Annotated in this window: 18 protein-coding genes and 2 pseudogenes; 6 read left to right on the top strand and 14 right to left on the bottom strand. The window is 48.3% G+C overall.

Going from position 1 to position 17,259, the window contains the following annotated elements; genetic code table 11:
* Window positions 1-16: 16 nt before the first annotated feature.
* From RQN30_RS08660 to RQN30_RS08645, 4 genes and pseudogenes are all read left to right on the top strand, one after another.
* On the top strand, window positions 17-883 hold the full coding sequence (locus RQN30_RS08660; protein ID WP_353061820.1) for a Cgl0159 family (beta/alpha)8-fold protein: 867 nt from the start codon (window positions 17-19) through the stop codon (window positions 881-883).
* Window positions 880-1,776, top strand: a complete 897-nt coding sequence (iolB, locus tag RQN30_RS08655) for a 5-deoxy-glucuronate isomerase (protein WP_353060133.1) — start codon at window positions 880-882, stop codon at window positions 1,774-1,776. The genes RQN30_RS08660 and iolB overlap by 4 nt, the downstream gene beginning before the upstream one ends.
* Window positions 1,773-3,656, top strand: a pseudogene (iolD, locus tag RQN30_RS08650) (3D-(3,5/4)-trihydroxycyclohexane-1,2-dione acylhydrolase (decyclizing)). The gene iolB and the pseudogene iolD overlap by 4 nt, the downstream one beginning before the upstream one ends.
* Before the next feature lie 288 nt (window positions 3,657-3,944).
* Window positions 3,945-5,437: pseudogene (locus tag RQN30_RS08645) on the top strand (CoA-acylating methylmalonate-semialdehyde dehydrogenase).
* Between the two features lie 252 nt (window positions 5,438-5,689).
* On the opposite strand, the gene RQN30_RS08640 reads toward RQN30_RS08645, so the two are convergent.
* The 9 genes from RQN30_RS08640 to RQN30_RS08600 form a co-directional block, all read right to left on the bottom strand.
* Window positions 5,690-6,397, bottom strand: coding sequence for a sialidase family protein (locus RQN30_RS08640; RefSeq protein WP_353060132.1), 708 nt, complete (start codon window positions 6,395-6,397; stop codon window positions 5,690-5,692).
* Between the two features lie 177 nt (window positions 6,398-6,574).
* Window positions 6,575-7,171: a sialidase family protein gene (locus RQN30_RS08635; protein WP_353060131.1), complete on the bottom strand. Its 597-nt coding sequence runs from the start codon at window positions 7,169-7,171 to the stop codon at window positions 6,575-6,577.
* The gene (locus RQN30_RS08630) at window positions 7,150-7,980 is read right to left on the bottom strand and encodes a hypothetical protein (protein WP_353060130.1); all 831 of its coding nucleotides are present in this window, start codon (window positions 7,978-7,980) and stop codon (window positions 7,150-7,152) included. Before RQN30_RS08630 ends, RQN30_RS08635 begins: the two co-directional genes overlap by 22 nt.
* 34 nt (window positions 7,981-8,014) lie before the next feature.
* Window positions 8,015-8,665, bottom strand: coding sequence for a carbohydrate ABC transporter permease (locus RQN30_RS08625; protein ID WP_353060129.1), 651 nt, complete (start codon window positions 8,663-8,665; stop codon window positions 8,015-8,017).
* Window positions 8,662-8,862 (bottom strand): hypothetical protein, encoded by a 201-nt coding sequence (locus RQN30_RS08620; RefSeq protein ID WP_353060128.1) that lies wholly within the window; start codon window positions 8,860-8,862, stop codon window positions 8,662-8,664. The genes RQN30_RS08625 and RQN30_RS08620 overlap by 4 nt, the downstream gene beginning before the upstream one ends.
* A gap of 1 nt (window position 8,863) precedes the next feature.
* On the bottom strand, window positions 8,864-9,352 hold the full coding sequence (locus tag RQN30_RS08615) for a carbohydrate ABC transporter permease (RefSeq protein ID WP_353060127.1): 489 nt from the start codon (window positions 9,350-9,352) through the stop codon (window positions 8,864-8,866).
* Entirely contained in the window at window positions 9,337-9,747 is a 411-nt protein-coding gene (locus RQN30_RS08610) for a carbohydrate ABC transporter permease (RefSeq protein ID WP_353060126.1), read from the bottom strand. Before RQN30_RS08610 ends, RQN30_RS08615 begins: the two co-directional genes overlap by 16 nt.
* Window positions 9,748-9,931: 184 nt before the next feature.
* On the bottom strand, window positions 9,932-11,074 hold the full coding sequence (locus tag RQN30_RS08605) for an ABC transporter substrate-binding protein (RefSeq protein ID WP_353060125.1): 1,143 nt from the start codon (window positions 11,072-11,074) through the stop codon (window positions 9,932-9,934).
* A complete protein-coding gene (locus RQN30_RS08600) occupies window positions 11,071-11,295 on the bottom strand; it encodes a hypothetical protein (protein WP_353060124.1) in 225 nt (74 codons plus the stop codon). Before RQN30_RS08600 ends, RQN30_RS08605 begins: the two co-directional genes overlap by 4 nt.
* 518 nt (window positions 11,296-11,813) lie before the next feature.
* Between RQN30_RS08600 and RQN30_RS08595 the strand changes: the two genes are divergently transcribed.
* A complete protein-coding gene (locus tag RQN30_RS08595; RefSeq protein WP_353060123.1) occupies window positions 11,814-12,395 on the top strand; it encodes a FadR/GntR family transcriptional regulator in 582 nt (193 codons plus the stop codon).
* A 110-nt stretch (window positions 12,396-12,505) separates the two neighbouring features.
* On the opposite strand, the gene RQN30_RS08590 is transcribed toward RQN30_RS08595, so the two are convergent.
* From RQN30_RS08590 to RQN30_RS08575, 4 genes are all read right to left on the bottom strand, one after another.
* Window positions 12,506-12,784 (bottom strand): hypothetical protein, encoded by a 279-nt coding sequence (locus RQN30_RS08590; RefSeq protein WP_353060122.1) that lies wholly within the window; start codon window positions 12,782-12,784, stop codon window positions 12,506-12,508.
* 35 nt (window positions 12,785-12,819) lie between these two features.
* Complete coding sequence (locus RQN30_RS08585; protein WP_353060121.1) at window positions 12,820-13,086, bottom strand: aldose epimerase family protein; 267 nt, start codon at window positions 13,084-13,086, stop codon at window positions 12,820-12,822.
* Between the two features lie 17 nt (window positions 13,087-13,103).
* Window positions 13,104-13,628: an aldose epimerase family protein gene (locus RQN30_RS08580; RefSeq protein WP_353060120.1), complete on the bottom strand. Its 525-nt coding sequence runs from the start codon at window positions 13,626-13,628 to the stop codon at window positions 13,104-13,106.
* Between the two features lie 77 nt (window positions 13,629-13,705).
* Window positions 13,706-15,322, bottom strand: coding sequence for an alpha/beta hydrolase (locus tag RQN30_RS08575; protein WP_353060119.1), 1,617 nt, complete (start codon window positions 15,320-15,322; stop codon window positions 13,706-13,708).
* Between the two features lie 586 nt (window positions 15,323-15,908).
* On the opposite strand from RQN30_RS08575, the gene RQN30_RS08570 reads away from it, so the two are divergent.
* Window positions 15,909-16,190: a hypothetical protein gene (locus tag RQN30_RS08570; protein WP_353060118.1), complete on the top strand. Its 282-nt coding sequence runs from the start codon at window positions 15,909-15,911 to the stop codon at window positions 16,188-16,190.
* Between the two features lie 55 nt (window positions 16,191-16,245).
* Here the strand turns inward: RQN30_RS08570 and RQN30_RS08565 are convergent, their stop codons facing one another.
* Entirely contained in the window at window positions 16,246-16,839 is a 594-nt protein-coding gene (locus RQN30_RS08565) for an ImmA/IrrE family metallo-endopeptidase (protein WP_353060117.1), read from the bottom strand.
* Between the last annotated feature and the right edge of the window lie 420 nt (window positions 16,840-17,259).

The following is a 17,259-nucleotide window of genomic DNA, read 5'->3' as shown; positions in this document are numbered from 1 at the left end:
TCCAGAGACAGCAAATATGTGCAATATTTCAGAAATTTCAAAAATCCGCTTCCAACATCCCGAATATCTCACCGCAGCCCTGATGAAGCGAAAACCAGGAAAGCTTCCCGCAGACGGGCGAAAGCTAATGATTATCGCCTGCGATCATCCCGCACGCGGAGCTCTTGGGGCTGGCGAAAATCCGATGGCAATGGCAAACCGTCACGAACTTCTTGAACGCTGTATCCGGGCGCTCTCCCGCCCAGGAGTAAGCGGATTTCTCGGCACAGCCGATCTGGTTGAAGATTTAACTCTCGCCGGAGCACTGGAAGGAAAACTAGTTTTCGGTTCAATGAACAGAACCGGATTGCAGGGATCCGTATTCGAAATCGACGACCGTTTCAACTGCTACAGCCCGCAGATGATTGAAAAAGCAAAACTCGACGGCGGAAAAACCCTCACCCGTATTTGCTTCGACGACCCAAACACTCCGCGTACACTGCAGGCCACAGCACAAGCCGTCGATGAACTATCCGCGCGAAGAAAAATTGCAATGATTGAGCCGTTTATTTCACATTGGGAAAATGGGCGCTTAGTTAACGACCTCACTCCGGATGCGGTAATTAAATCGATTACGATCGCTTCCGCTCTTGGAACAAATAGCGCCTACACTTGGCTGAAACTTCCATGTGTAAAAGACATGGAAAGAGTCATGAACAGCACCACTCTCCCGGCACTAATTCTCGGCGGGGAAGCCGCCAAAGACCTGGACGCCGCACTAAACGACTGGGAAAAAGCAATAAAACTCCCAAATGTTTGCGGCCTTGTAATTGGAAGATCCCTGCTCTTTCCACCAGATGGAAATATCGAAACCGCCGTCGACAACGCAATGGAGTTACTATGAGCGATAATGCAAAATATTTACTTCCTGCCGGAAGTACTGCAGCCAAACAATTCGACACACATATCACTGCGCAAAAAGCCGGGTGGGAATTTTCCAGCTTGCGGATTGCGAACTTACAACCTGGGGAACAGCTTACTTTCAGCACTGAAATGGAAGAAATACTAATTCTGCCGCTTTTCGGAAGTGCAAAAGTTGATGTAAACGCCGCGAACTATTTCCTTAACGGGCGCCAGAGCGTATTTACCTCCGTCACCGATTATCTCTATATCCCACGCAATACTACTTTTACACTCACATCCGTCAATGCCGGACGCTTTGCACTTCCCGGTGCGAAATCAGCAAAAGACCTCCCCGTGCGCTACTGCCCGGCAAATGAAGTAAATTCCGGGATCCGCGGCGCTGGAATTTGTTCGCGGCAAGTAAGCAATTACGCACTTGGCAACACCGTCGAAACTTCCCGCCTGCTGGTAACCGAAGTACTCACTCCGGGCGGAAACTGGTCTTCATATCCGCCCCATAAGCACGATACGCACAGCGAAAATGAGCGGATTCTCGAAGAAATTTACTATTTCGAATTGCGCGGCGGCGGTCCAGCACGCGAAACCCGCGGATTTGGATTACAGCGCGTCTATTCTTCTCCAGGAAAAGAAATTGATGTTTGCGCGGAAGTTCGCTCCGGCGATACCGTGCTGGTTCCGCACGGATACCATGGACCGTCCGTTGCTGCTCCCGGACACGACATGTATTACCTCAACGTAATGGCGGGACCTGCCGAAGATTCCGTCTGGATGATGACCGACGACCCAGTTCACACTTGGCAGCGCCAATCTTGGGAGGGCGAAAATATTGACCCGCGTTTGCCTTTTCTACCGCTAACTCAGGAGAATCTATGAAAACGATACGTTTGACAGTCGCACAAGCAGCTATTCGCTTCCTTATCAACCAATATTCAGAACTGGACGGCGCGGAAGAGCGCCTTATTGCGGGAGCTTTTGGAATTTTCGGACACGGAAATGTTGCCGGAATCGGGCAGGCGCTTTTACAAAATGAAATCGACCCCGCTCCCGACGGCGGAGCAATGCCCTACTACATGCCGCGCAATGAGCAAGGTATGGTTCACGCGGCAGCAGCCTACGCAAAGGCAAAAATCGCACCCAAACCTTTATGTGTACTTCCTCGATTGGACCAGGCGCATTAAATATGGTGACAGGTGCGGCGCTTGCCACAACAAACCGACTCCCAGTGCTGCTTTTCCCATCGGATCAGTTCGCGAGCCGTTTGCCCGATCCAGTATTGCAGCAAATCGAAAATGCACAAACCTTGGATACTTCAGTAAATGACGCTTTCCGACCGGTTTCAGTATTCTTTGATCGAATCAACCGCCCTGAGCAGCTTCTCCCTCGCTCATGCAGGCAATGCGCGCACTCACTGATCCTGCCGATACTGGCGCAGTTACGATTGCAATGCCGCAAGACGTGCAAGCTGAAAGCTATGATTTCCCAGAAGCAGCATTCGCAAAGCGCGTCTGGCATATTCGCCGCCCGCCGGCAGAAAAACACAGCTTGAAAAAGTTTCGCAGATTATCCGCAAATCTGAAAAACCGCTGGTTATTGCTGGCGGCGGCGTAATTTACTCTCAAGCCGCGGAAGAATTGCGCGAATTTGCCCGTGTCACTGGAATCCCGGTTTCCGATACGCAAGCTGGAAAAGGGGCAATTAACTGCGACCATCCGCAATCTGTCGGCGGAGTTGGAGCAACTGGCGGCGATAGTGCAAACCACTTAGCTGACGAAGCCGATCTTGTGATTGGAATCGGCACCCGCTACTCTGATTTCACTACGGCTTCCCGCACCCAATTCAAAAACGAAAAAGTCAAGTTCATCAATATCAATGTCAAACCATTTGACGCAGTGAAAAATGGCGGGGAAATGATGGTAGCGGATGCCCGTGAAGCACTTACTGCACTCACCAGACTGCTCAGCGATTATCACGTATCCGACGAATATACGCAGAAAATTGCTCTTGAACGTGAAGCCTGGTTGAAGAAAGTTGCAGAACTTTATCATCTCGGGCATGGCCCGCTGCCGGCACAGATCGAAGTCTTCGGCGCTTTAAATGAGATGATGGAAGAAAACGATGTACTCATCAACGCGGCAGGTTCCATGCCGGGAGATTTGCAAGCACTTTGGCAGGCAAAAACTCCCGTCCAATATCACGTCGAATACGCGTTTTCCACAATGGGATATGAGATTCCCGCAGGAATTGGCGTGAAAATGGCACTTCCAGATTCGGAAGTCGTGGCAATAGTCGGCGACGGCACCTATCAAATGCTCCCGATGGAACTTGCCACAGCCGTACAAGAGGGATTGAAAATTATTTACGTACTTTTGGAAAATCATGGCTTTGCTTCCATTGGGGCTTTATCCGAATCACATGGTTCACAGCGTTTCGGAACTCGTTACCGCGCTGGAGCCGGGCATCCGCATAACCAAGAAGGAGACTTACTGCCGGTAGACATTGCGAAAAATGCTGAATCCTGGGGGTTGAAAGTATTGAAAGTAAAGACGATTGCGGAGTTCAAAGCCGCTTATCGCGAAGCCTGTGCAATGGAAACCGCCGTGATGATTTTCATTGAAACCGATCTTTACGGCCCAAACCCGCCATCGTCTTCGTATTGGGATGTGCCCGTATCGCAAGTTTCCCGGATTGAGTCTACGCAAAAGGCGTATGCCGAATATCAGCAGGGAATTGCCCCGCAACGGCATTATTTCTGATCCGTTTTCATAAAGCTATTTTTCTCCCGCAAAAGGTCCGTCATTGAATGTGCTTCGCAATCAATGACGGACCTTGTTTATCGTAGGAGATGCAGCATTTTCAGCTACCGTCCAGATCCACACAAAACACATTATGGGACAAACGTCCAATTGTTCTAACATTTACAATATTTTATGTTATATTTGTAATGTCGAAACGTGGAGATTTTATGCATCCGCAATCTTTCATTCTCCATCGGCTGTAACTATCCCAATACACATCGCCAGACCAGTAACAAAGGAGTTCTGATGGAAACAATCTACCAATGGATCAACGGCAAAGAATATCAGGGCAATCCCGAATCATATAAAGACGTAGAAAACCCAGCCTTAGGCAGAGTAACCAAAAACTCGCCGTCGCCTCAGCAGCCGATCTTGATCACGCGGTAACAATCGCCGAAAAAGCACAAAAGGAATGGGCAAACACCTCTCTCGCCAAACGCACCGCGATCATGTTCAAAATGCGCGAGCTAGTACTCGCAAATCAGGACGAACTTGCCCACGCAATCGTGGAAGAACACGGCAAAGATTATTCTGACGCAATCGGCGAAATTCAACGCGGGCGCGAAACTCTCGATTTCGCCTGCAATATCAATACCGCACTGAAAGGCGAATACTCATTTGATGTATCACACGGAGTGGACGTACACACGATCCGCCAGCCAATCGGTGTAGTCGCCGGCATCTGCCCATTCAATTTCCCAGTAATGGTACCAATGTGGATGCACCCGATCGCACTCGCCACCGGAAACGCATTCATCCTCAAGCCAGCATCCAGCACCCCTACCGCTTCCCTGATTATCGCCCGTCTTTATCAGGAAGCCGGTTTGCCTGACGGATTATTCAATGTTGTTTCCGGTGGACGAAATCTCGTCACGAACATCCTTGAACATCCCAGAATCAATGCAATTTCTTTCGTCGGATCCACACCAGTAGCACACATCATTCAGCGCACCGGCATCGCACACGGCAAACGCGTACAAGCACTCGGCGGAGCAAATAATCATGCAATAGTGCTGCCAGATACTGATCTCGACTTTGCTGCCCAGCATATTTCTGCAGCTGCTTTCGGCGCAGCTGGCGAACGCTGTATGGCATTACCAGCAGTAGTTGCAGTAGGCGGGATCAGCGAAGCTCTGGCAGCAAAAGTAAAATCTTACGCTGAAAAAATTCACGTCGGGATGGGGCTGGATCAGGGCGTGCAGATGGGGCCAGTGATCAACGCAAAAGCGAAAGCACGCATTATCAAACAAATTGATGCAGCTGAAGCAGCCGGCGCAAAAGTGATCCTCGACGGTCGCAATATTAAAGTCCCAGGATATGAAGACGGCCACTTCATTGGTCCAACAATCCTTACCGACGTTACTTTCGAGATGGATATTTACGCTGAAGAAACTTTCGGCCCGGTACTCACCATCATGGAAGTAGCCAGTTACGAAGAAGCAATCGAGATCGTAAATGCGCAGCCCTTCGGCAATGGTTCGGCAATTTTCACAAATGACGGCGGGATGGCTCGCCGCTTCCAACTCGATGTTGCAGCAGGCATGGTTGGAGTAAACGTACCAATCCCAACACCAGTTGCATACTATTCATTTGGCGGCTGGAAAGAATCATTACTTGGCGATCACCATATGCACGGCCCAGAAGGCGTGAACTTCTACACCAACACAAAGGTAATCACCAGCCGTTGGCCGTCTGAAAACACTTACGCAGCAACGATGTCATTCCAGCGTGAAGAATAAAGAAAACAGAGCACTAAAATATCAAATTAACATCAGAAAATTTTTCAGTACCTTTTAGCTGATGTTATAAAACATTTCAGAACAACACCTAATAGTGTGCTGCACCTGCAATTAACAGCAAGGTGCAGCACACTACGAAAATGCGGTTCATAAAAAGAGCACAAAAATGATAATCAGACACACCGCATCTCTAAATCACCAAAATCCCAGATTTACTACAGCCACATTCTCAAGCAAAGGCGAATCATGCAATTAAGCAAGTGCATGATCCAGCTCGGAAACAAAATCAGTTTCTCCAAACCAAGATAATGGAATTTCAGTATAGTAAAGCCCCTGCGTCTCACGTTCCCACAGCAAACCAACCCGATTTTCATCAATCCGCGTCAAACACTGATAAACGTAATGATAGGGGTTGAAAGTCCGCGAAATACTCCAGCTCTCACCGCCGTCGAACGAAATCCGCAACACACCTCGGCCGCGATACGGAAGCAGCTGCGCCGCATTCGCAAACAAAACCCGATCCGGATATGCTTCGCTCGGAATCGCAATCATATGCGGTTGGCAGAATATTTCCGGAACCCCCTGCGCAAAACCAACCTCTCCCCACGATTCTCCCCCATCAGTACTCACCGCACACTCAACCAGCCGATGCGGATCTTGATTCCGCAGCATTACCAGTATCGACCCGTCTGCACGTTCTACAATCGTCGATTCGTGGGTAGCTGCCAATCGGTTATCAAACTCCTGCACCTGCAGCACTTCACCGTTAAACATCCGATTATCATTCGGAGACTTTCCACGATGCCATGTCAGCCCATGATCATCGGAATAGATTACTGCAGATGAAAATGACTGCTGGTGCTTTGTATTGAAATAAACCGGAATGACTAGCCGCCCCTGATACTTCCCGTAACGAATTTGAATCCCGCTGCCGGGCGAAGTCCCGAAAAAGCCATCCATTCTTCTTTCACCAGATGATTAATATTTATTGGCGGCGCCCACGTTTCCCCATCATCATCAGAATACGTGTATATCAGAAAACAGGTGCGGTGAATCAGCAAACTTTGCCGCGGATCTTCACCGTCGCAAAGGAAAACATTCCCCGCGCTTCACCGGCGAAAAACACATCGCCATTGCTTAAAATTCGATATTCGGTAGCTTCCCTTCAAGAGTTGTCACCGACCCGTCAGCTTTCCAGATAAAATCCTGCCCCGCACCATCCGTAAGCAAGTATTCACCCTGATCAGTTACTCCTTTACCAAGCATCCCATTCGGCTGCCCAACCCCGCCCGGATACTGGTCAATAAAAGCAAATATCCGCCCAGTATCCCGATCTTGCACCAGGCAAGAATCAATCACCGAGGCTCCCGCAATTCCCTCACCCGGATACTGCAAAACAGTTTCTAAATCTTTCCAGGTTTTCCCGCCATCGAACGAACGCCTGATTGTGAAATTAATGGAATTCGGGGCATCATTCGGATTTACTTCCCGCTGATCAGCTCCGGCAATCAACACCCCGTTTTGCGTCATCAGCAGCGACGGAATCCGATACGAAGCCGCTCCATGATAACCGTAGTCAAACAAACACTGCGTCGAAAGCGGCTTCACACCGGAAAGACGCTGAATCTGCCCGTCAGTCAAAGGAAAATCATAGATTGACGCATTTCGCACTTCCCCAAACAGTTTCCAGCCGGAAAAATCTTGCCCGATTATCACCGAATCAAGCGAATCCACATCGGCAAAAATGTTTGCCCCGGAATATGCACTTCCTGGTATCCGTCAACATAAATATCTACAGCGCCGCGGGCGACCCGCAAAACCACATCATGCCATTCGCCCTCATTCCACTCCCCGGCAGCAAAATTTCCGCTGCTGCCCATTTGCAGCAAGAACCGAATACTCCAAACCTCCGCTGCTGAGCACCAGCTGCAATTGCTGTTTCCTCCGCCGGAAGCAGCCAAAATCGGCCCTTCCTGCCCTGGTCCGCGCACACGATAACGCAAAAACACCGAACCGCTGCGATATTTCTGCAGCAAATGCGCGTCATATGCAGACAATTCCGTAGCAGCGAAATCAATCAGCGACTGCGGCGGCAGCGCCCGCGCAATAATTTCATCCGCGGAAAGCTCCAATCCAAACAACTCAAGATTTTCTACAGAAATCCCGGCACTATTTTCAATCTGCAGCCGCACATCCGCAGCAGAATCCGCTAAAAGTACCCCAAAAGCGAGAGAAGCCGTACCAGAAAAACACTGATAACCGTCGAGAAAAATCCTGCTCCCAAACTCTCCGCAAGTAATCGCAAAAGAATGCCAGGTTCCGTCGGTCAATCCAACCGCGTCTTCAATATCCAACCGCACTTCCTGCACTGTTCCGCCAGCAAGATACGGACTGCCATTGCGGAGCTCCAGCGTCCATAAAAGCACATCATCCGCTGCTGCCCGCAGCAATCCCCCGTCGGCATTTGCCCGAAAATTTGCAGTAAGTGTGAGCTCGTCCGATTTACACAAATCGGAATCAATCTTCATAATTTCAATCGTCATTTTAAACTCTTTCCGCAGCTTATTTAATTAATCCTTATTTGATTGACCCTTCAGCCAACCCTGCTGCGATATATTTTTGAATCAGCATAAAGAAAAGCACCGACGGGATAATCACCAAAGCCGACGCCGCCATCATTGCTCCCCAATTCAAAACTTCCGACCCGGTAAGTGAATACAGCGCTACCGCCACCGGCATCCGATCGCTTGAATTAATAAACAGCAGCGCATACAAAAACTCATTAAACGTGTTAATAAATGTATAAACGGCAGTTGCGACAATCCCCGGTAAAATCAGCGGACACGCGATTCGGAAAAATATGTTGAAAGGACCCAACCCGTCCATTGCAGCAGCTTCTTCAATCTCCAACGGCACAGTTTGGAAAAAGCCAATCAACATCCAAATTGCGTACGGAATCGAAAAAGAAAGATACGCAATCACCAGCCCGATATAACTGTTAATCAGACCAAGTGAAACCATCGTGACCGTATACGGCACAGCCAGCAGAATCGGCGGAAACATGTATGTGGTAATCAGCAATCTCGTTAGATACTTCCCAACTTTCGGGAAAAACCGCACAATACCATAAGCACCCAATAGCGAAACGACGATCGTGATTACTGTTGCTGAAAGGGAAATAATCAAAGAATTCTTCATATTTGTAAGAAAACCAAGATCATAAATCACAGTTTTATAATGTTCCCAAGTGAATTGCTTCGGGAAAAACTAAGCGGATTTGCTGCCAGCTCTCCGGAACTTTTAATTGAAGAAAGCACAATCCAAAACAGCGGAAATACTGCAATCACAGCAAACACGGTCAAAAACAGGTACGTCAGCCAGGTCCAAATCGGCTTCACTCCAACTTTAGTAGCTTTATCTGCCATATCACCCACGCTCCTTTTCCCATTTACTTAGCAGTTTGAAACATAGCCCGGTCACGAATAGCAGGAAAATCAACAGCAAAACAGTAATTGCCGAAGCAGTTCCCAATAAACGCAGATTCCACCCTGTCTGGTATGCATAGATTGGCAGCGTGGTGGTCATAGTTCCCGGCCCGCCGCCGGTGAGCAAATACAACATATCGAAATTGTTGAAAACCCAAATCGTTCTTAGAATCACAAGCAAGCCGATAACTTCCCGAATGTGGTTTACAGTAATAAATAAAAACTGCTGTATCCCAGTTGCACCGTCAACCCGCGCAGCTTCATATTGTTCTTGCGGAATAGTTTTCAACGCCGAAAGGATATTCACCATAAACAATGGCGCGCCAAACCAGACATTAATCCCCAACACAACCCAAAACGCCAACTGCGGATCAGCTAACGGCGCAGCATTAGTTTCCGTAATTCCCAGAGCCGTTAGCAATGAAGGCAAAAACCGTAAACGTCGTTAAAAATCCATTTCCAGGCAAATGCCAAGATAATCGGCGGGAAAGCCCACGGCACAATCAGCAAAGTTCGATACAAACCAGCAAAACGCCGAATTGAATTCAATGCCAAAGCAAGAATCAATCCCACAAAAAGCTGACCGATAATCGAGAATAACGTCCATTTAACCGACGCGAAAAAGGATGCCCAGTATTCCGGCGAAGTTAGAAGCAAAGCAAAATTATCAAATAAGACAAAATCCCAGCTTTGCCGAATTAAATTTTTATTCGTAAACGAGAAGAATATCGAAGAAATTACCGGATAAATCAGCAGCAAAACAACTAAAAGTATTGCCGGTGCAACAAACAATAATCCGGTGATTTTCCGTCTGTTTTTCAGCATTAAAGTACTCCTATGAGGATTACCAAGAGGGGCGGATGCCCGGCGGCGGGAAGTTCGACTTTGGAGAGGAATATCCTTGAATGGATCAATCTTGGGCAGAAAGCCCGCCCCCAGTGATTCACCCTAAGGAAGTCCAACTTCCACCGTCATTTTTCTGATCTTTCCGCCCCTCTGGAAACTGTTTTCACTTAATGGCTGCGCCGGCAGCTTTGAAAAGCTCGTTATACTTCTTTTCTGCTTCTGCAGCAGCTTCCGCAGTATCCTTGCCGTCCAGGACTATCGACTGCAGCATTCGCTCAAGCACACCCTGCGAAATCAAGACACCTGCCTGCACTTTCGGCCCGTCTTCCATCCCAATCGCCGACCCGACTGCAACCTCTTTGGCAATCACCGCAATTGAATCCTTGTACTTCTGCATCGTTTCATTATCGTTATAAACCGGATCTTGGTTAATATCCTGCAGGCTCGGAAGCATCCCGCCCGGTACCGAATGCAGGAACTTAACATACTCATCCTTTTCATAAAGGCTGGCGAGGAATGCCTTTGCAACATCTTGGTGTTTCGATGCCTGCCATACCACCATTGCAATATTTGAAACTTCACTCGGATAAATCTCCGGATCACCTGCAGCAGCACGCGGCATTGGCGCAGCAGCAATCTTTCCATCCAGATCAGGCCGGTCTGCCAAAGTACCGCTGATATGGAAACCGGAATTGAAATCGAACACCGTCTTTCCTTGGTAGAAAAGTTTCGCGTGATCAAGAATCTTGTAGTTTATTGAACCTTCCGGAGAGTATTTCCGATACATCTCCGCCCAATAATTAATCGCCTCAATTGCAGCGGGAGAAGTGATATTCGCACTGCCGTCTTCATTAAGCAAGGTTTCACCTTTTGCCCGAAGATAGAAATTAATGTAGCGGGTTGCCAGCATATCGTTGGCACCCATCGGAACCGAAATCGGATATAGGTCTGCCGACTTTCCAATTTTCGCGCATGCAGCTGCGAGTTCTTCCCACGTCTTTGGGACTGCAATTCCATATTGATCGAGAATATCTTTCCGATACCACATCACTTGCGCATGAGAGTAAATCGGTATCGAATAATGGCTTCCGCTCTTTTCACCCTCTTTCAAAGTCGGCGCATTGAAACGATTCTTGCCGACACGATCAATCACGTCGTCGAGCGGAACAATTGCTTCCGCGTTCAGCATGTCGATTACCTGATTGGGCTGCGCTGTGGCAATATCCGGAACTTGGCCGGCATTCAATCCGGTAGTCCACTTAGTATTGAATTCATCCCAGGAAAACTCTTCAATTTTCACTTTCACTTTTGGATTTTTTCCATAAATTTATCAGCCATGTGCTGCATCCATTCAGCACGCGGACCTTGAGTGAATGATGACCACATTGTGATGTCGCCAGAGAGTTCCTGCCCTTCTGCAGGCAAAGATTGCTCACTTGACGCAGATTTTCCTCCGCACGCTGCAAGGGAAAGCGAAACCGCTGCTGCGGTTAATACCGCAAAAAATTTATTGCTTCGAATAGCCATGATAAAACCTTTCAGATTAGCCGCTTGAGCGGCTTGTCACCGTTGACATCAGCGCTCCGACGTAGGAACACTTCTTCTATCTGAACTCTTTACGAGTTATCAGACATCGTATCTCTACAGCACAATATGCGTCAAGCGTTTTTTGAAAAGTTTTAAAATTTTCTTCTCGCATATTAGTTATACGTGTTAAATAAAGCTATTTTCAGCTGCAAAATTCTATTTCGGAAATAATTTAACCAATAGAGTCATCCTACATCTCTATTATGAAATAATTTAACTTTCCGCCGCACACAGCAGACTTCTCTGCATATAATGCGGAGCCAGTTAATTTCACCCGCGCGGCGCGGGAAGCACAGCATATGCCAAGATTAATTTTTAATAAATAATTACCGCACTTTGAATAGAAATAAACTTTCCAATTTCAATACAATTGAGCTAGATTGTTATATCACTGTGCAATAATCAGAATTCAGATAAATACGTAAACTCTGCAGCACAACAGAAAATAAGGCAGCCAAATGAACATGCGAACCCGAGACAGAACGACGGGCACCGAGCAATCGCGCTTGCATTCAGCTTCTGATTTAATAAAGGAATTCATCCTTTCCCACCAATTACAAACCGGCAGCCCGCTCCCGTCAGAAGCCAGACTGTGTGAAGCACTCGGCATTTCACGTTCGTCTTTACGTGAAGGAATTAAACGTCTCGAAGCTTTAGATATTGTTGAAGTTCAGCATGGAAACGGCACGTTCGTCGGCAAAATGTCGCTCTCGCCATTAGTTGAAGCGCTCTCATTCCGCGCAGGCGTAGTCGCAAAACACAATCGGCTGCGGCTGCCGGAAATGGTGCAAACCCGATACTACCTGGAACTTGGACTCGCCGAAACAGTGTGTGCCCGCCTGGATGGAACCGAACAAGCCGGTCTAGAAGCGTTAGTCGAAGAAATGCTCGAAAAAGCCGAACACGATGAAGATTTTTCCCGAAACGACTTCGCTTTCCACGACGGAATTCTTGCACTCGTAGACAACGATGTTACCCGACAGGTAATTTCATCTTTTGGGCAGTTCACCGCGCTGCTGCATTTCATTTACCAGCAGTAACCAAACAGCAGGCAATCGACACCGCCCTTGCCCACCGGTTAATACTTAACGCGGCACAAGACGGAGACGTTACCGCATATCGGAATGCAATAAAACTCCATTACAAACCGCTATTCACTCGGATAAACCAGGCAAAGCTGCAAGAACCCAACCCGAGAACGCTCTCCGCACCTGACACAGCAGAAAACGATTAACCCGCCGCAGCTCGCGCCGGCATCCCATGCACAATATCTCACTGACATCCCGCGCACGCTGCCAATAACGCCTACGGCTTCGGCTGAATGTTTCATTCCCGCGAGCAGTGCCTGCGCACGCGCAAATAGCGCAGCGCCCGCAGATGCCCACACATACGCACCAATACCTGCATACAGCGCCCGCAGCAACCACATACAGTTAAACCAAAAACGAAATTTTCCGGCAGCAGCTAACTTTTAATACAGCTATTCCTTAACCGCGAGCGCAATCTCGACCGCGATTTCTTTCGTCTCCCCGCTTCAAGAGTAAACGCATGGTCTTGAACTGCACCCGTCTCCACACAAACAAAGTTCTGCCATTCGCCTTTCGCAAGGCGAATATCATCCGGACCCGGATTCCAGACTACCGCGTCCGGAGCGCTTTGACTCGAAGTGATGGTGAAAGTGCGCTCCCCGGCAGAAAGCTTAATCGGTTCTGCCGCCCCGCCGAGGAACACCGAATCACGGTAATTCGCTACTGAAAAACGCCGGAGAAACGACCTTCCGTACCGGCAACATAGTCGCGGTGAGTCGATACTGCAAGGTGTACATCTGCCGGAAGCGGCGCCGCAAAATAGGTATGGAACGCAGTATCAACACTCACGCGCCGATCTGCACAAAACTGTAAGGTTAGCTGCAATGTATCAGCCGCATTCACAAAGAGCCGGTAACTTAACCCCTCATATCCGGCAAATCCCGGCAAATCCCGCACTGCCTCTGCGGAGAGTGCAAGCTCCAGCTTGATTTCGTTTTCGGTAACCGTTTCTGCCGCCACTTCCCATTCAACATGCTTCACTAAACCATGCGTACGCGGGTGCACTGCGCCAATCTGCCCTTTCCCGAACCACGGCGCACAAAGCGGAATTCCGGAATGCGCTGTGCCGTCGCCGGATTGAAAGAGAAATTCACCGGCAGCAGCCGTTTGAAAAGAATGCACACGCCCGCCAAGCGTATCAATTACAAGTGTGGAATTATTACAGGTGTACGTACGTAAACTCATACGGTCATTATGTACACTCACGCAATAATTGTGCAAAAGTTTGCAGCTCTCAGCCGAATCTGGAATCAGCCCGGAAACTATTCGAATTCTGCCAGACATTCAGCCGCAAATGGGCGTATCGACCGCTTTACCAGCTCCCACGCCTTTGTTCCGACAACCGCCAGTGAGGCATGATAAGTGCCGGGAATTGTGACCAGCTGCGCTTTTATGCCCGCATCCATCAAGCGGTATGCCCACACAGTTCCCTCATCACGCAGCGTATCTGCCGGGTTAACTACCACAAGCACCGGCGGAAACGCCGGGTCAAGCTCAGCACCAATCGGCGGGAAGATATCGCAAACTGCGGCTGTTCCTTGCCGATAATTCTCCCATGCGGTTCTTGCCACTGCACGATTCCAGGTCGGACCCCACGCGTAGTTATAGCAAGAATTGGTTTGAATTTGCGGATCAAGGCACGGTTCGAGCGCAATCACGCCAGCGATCCGGGCAAGCTCCGTGTGTGAAAGCTGCGAAAGTACCTGATACGCCATTCCAGATCCAGCCGAATCTCCATAGATTAGTACCGGCACTCCCGGATACTCGGTGAAAGTCCACCGCAGCGACGCAAGCGTATCTTCACGCCCAATCGGGTGCGGGAATTCAGGAGCTAACCGATAGTCTGGAATTACGACGGAAATTTCCGGATTCTCAAATGCTGTTAACTGTAATTCCGGATGGTCTTCCCGCAGAAATGCACTAAAATCCTGCATTAAATCGAAAGCGCGGTCATCTTCAAACTTTGCCGAACCAGCCACGTACCCGCCGCCGTGAATCCAGAACAGCACCACTCCTGTTTTCCGGTTCGAATCGCTGCCGGAATCAGCGTTCGTACTAACAGCGTTCTTACCGACGGCAGCAGTATCATCTGCAGCTGTTGCTGTTGTTATTGCAGTTGTTGTTTCTTCTGTTGCTGCTCCTGCTATTGTTACTCCTGCGCCCGCAGCAATGTCGCGGGAAAGCACCCGGGTCAGCATTTCACCCGCAGCTTCCGGCACCCGCGGATTATCTACATTCACAGTTACAGTTCGTGCCGTAATCTCTTTCGGAAGCGGGAACGGCGGATGTATCCGTTTCCCATTTTCCCGCTGCTCTTGAATCGTCGGATTCGGAATCGGCACATTTACTTTCAGCACTTCCGCAAGCGCCGGTTCAATCCACGGATTTGCTGCTGGAAACTCCGGGCAGGCAATATTCAAGAATTCCTGTACTTTTTCAAAATTACCGCCGTCGGCAAGGGACGGCAGCCAAAGCTGCGGCAAATCCGTCGGCATCTTTTTTACCAGTTTTTTAATTACGCCCGGCTTCTCGATTAACCGCCCAATCACAGCAGCCGCATTCACGATTTGCGGTACTCGCTGCGCAACTTTCAACGCAATCCGCGCCCCGCGATTTATCCCGAGAAGCACCACCCCAATTCCCGGTGTTTCACGTTCGATTTGTGCGACGAAATCTGTAGCTGCGTCGTAAAGCGAGTATTCTGTTTCGTCAGTTTCAACGCCAAGATCCGTGCAGATTATCACACGCCATCGCGCACTGAAAGCATCTTGAATTTGCTTGATTAGACCGTGCGGACGGGTCTTTTTATTTCCAGGGAAACAAATCATCGTGCCGCGCACCGGCGTGCCAGTAACTTCATAATGCAAATTCTGATTCATCTCAATGCACCTTTCTGCTGTCTTGTCTTTTAGTTTATGCCCGTATTTTCCAGATTTTTCTGTATTTTTTTCTTTGCGCAAATTTTCCCGTAATGCGAAACGCATCCTCGCCCTACACGAAACGTACCCTTGCACTGTGCGAAAGACACCCGTGCAGTGTGCGAAAGACACGCCCCCGCAGCACGAAGTACATTTTGCGGCCATCCTGCTTTCGCCGTATTTTCCGTTTTTACGGCAGAACTTTTTGATTACCTTTTGAACAACTTTTTGAAAATCAACTTTTTCGTACTTTTGAATAACTTTTAGCACTTTTGAAAATCAACTTTTGAACTGCGAACTTGCAAAATTAAGAAAACCTAAATCCAAATCCGAGCCTGCGAATCAAGCTGCGGCTACAAGTAAATTTCTACTTACAACAAATATTTTTCATCTACAGTAAATAGTAGAGCAATTTACTTAATATCCCTAACATTTGCAGACACGAGAATTGTGCCGCAGCGCCTAGATACCCGTGCAGCCTGCGCAGGCGGAATCCGCATTTTTCAACGTAACTGGTAGCAAAACGCTCTGCACGGTTACGTAACTGATGGCAAAATGCGCAGTTTTACGTAACGACGGGAGAGCCGTCGTTATCGCGAGCCTGTTACCAGCACAAACACGAGCACTTCCGACGGTGAAAATCCCAGCCCAAGTTCTCGCCACCAGTTACGTAAACTTATCCGCTTTTCCATTAACCACGCCGCACAAACAAGCCCTCACCACTTACACACCGCAAGCAATCCGCCGCCGCCAGCCGTGCAGGTGTCAGCATACTTTCCACAACTTCGGCAACTGCCGCACCTTTAATTTTTTCCGCGTAGATTTTTAAGAAAATTTGAAAATAGTTCACATAAACACTGTGGAATACACTGTGAGTAAAAAAATTAAGAAATCTTAATAATACCGTTTTGCACCGAATCGAGAATCTGTTTTTCGTACGGGAGGATTGTTTTCGAACGTTTTTTGCGTTTTTGTATTCGATTTTGCATCCAGTTTGCGCATTCTGCGCTTACCCCGCAAAAATCTGCTATCCAATCAAAAGACTCATTGCCATACTTGTATTTGCATATCCATAATGCAAGTATCTCAGGCATAATGAGGAAACTCGCCAAAAAATTAGCTTCCTGTTCCAGTTCTTCATTCGGAGCATCAGAACCATGATGATTGAGTACTATGTGCGCTATTTCGTGCATCAACGTGAATTGAGAACGCGGAGACTGTTCTGAACTATGCAAAGCAACTTTGTAGCGGTAGTTATTTCCCTCCACAAATCGAAAGCTCATGCCGTCACTGCACGTAAATTCGAATTCAATATCGGACAGTTTCGAGAGTACCTGCCTACTATAAAACACTATTTCACACCCGAATTGCGCTGCCATCTCGTATGGATTTAGCGGATAAGAAAATGCGTAATCTTCAATAATATCTGCACCTATTTGCCGCAATTCTTCGTATCGCTTGTCACTTACCAACCTCAACCGCGACTGCTCCTGAAAAGCGCGTGGGTGATGATATTTATCTGCTCTTGTGTAAGTTGGTTACTTCCGCGCGCCACAATATCCACAGCAGCCTGCAGACTAACGTTCTCATCCTGCATTTGCGTTCCAGCCAACCATTGAACCGAAACCGCTAACTCTTCAGCGATTCTGCTGGCAGGAGCTGCTGGAACGCATCACAACGGCATATCTTATCGAGAAAACACAGGTGGTGAATGACAATGGATATTTGGGACATACTAGAAGCCATCTCATCTAACACAGTGACTTTTCATAAAGCAGCTTTTCGTCATGGCTGTAAAAGGAAGATATTCTCCATGCTCTCACCACAAGAGTTGCCAGATGGGTAGAATATGACGATCCATTAAAAAAGTACTTATTATTGGATTAGACACCGATTCC

It is taken from the genome of Arcanobacterium hippocoleae (assembly GCF_040360365.1).
Taxonomy (GTDB): Bacteria; Actinomycetota; Actinomycetes; order Actinomycetales; family Actinomycetaceae; genus Arcanobacterium_A; species Arcanobacterium_A hippocoleae_A.
This window is presented reverse-complemented; position numbering and strand designations above follow the sequence as displayed.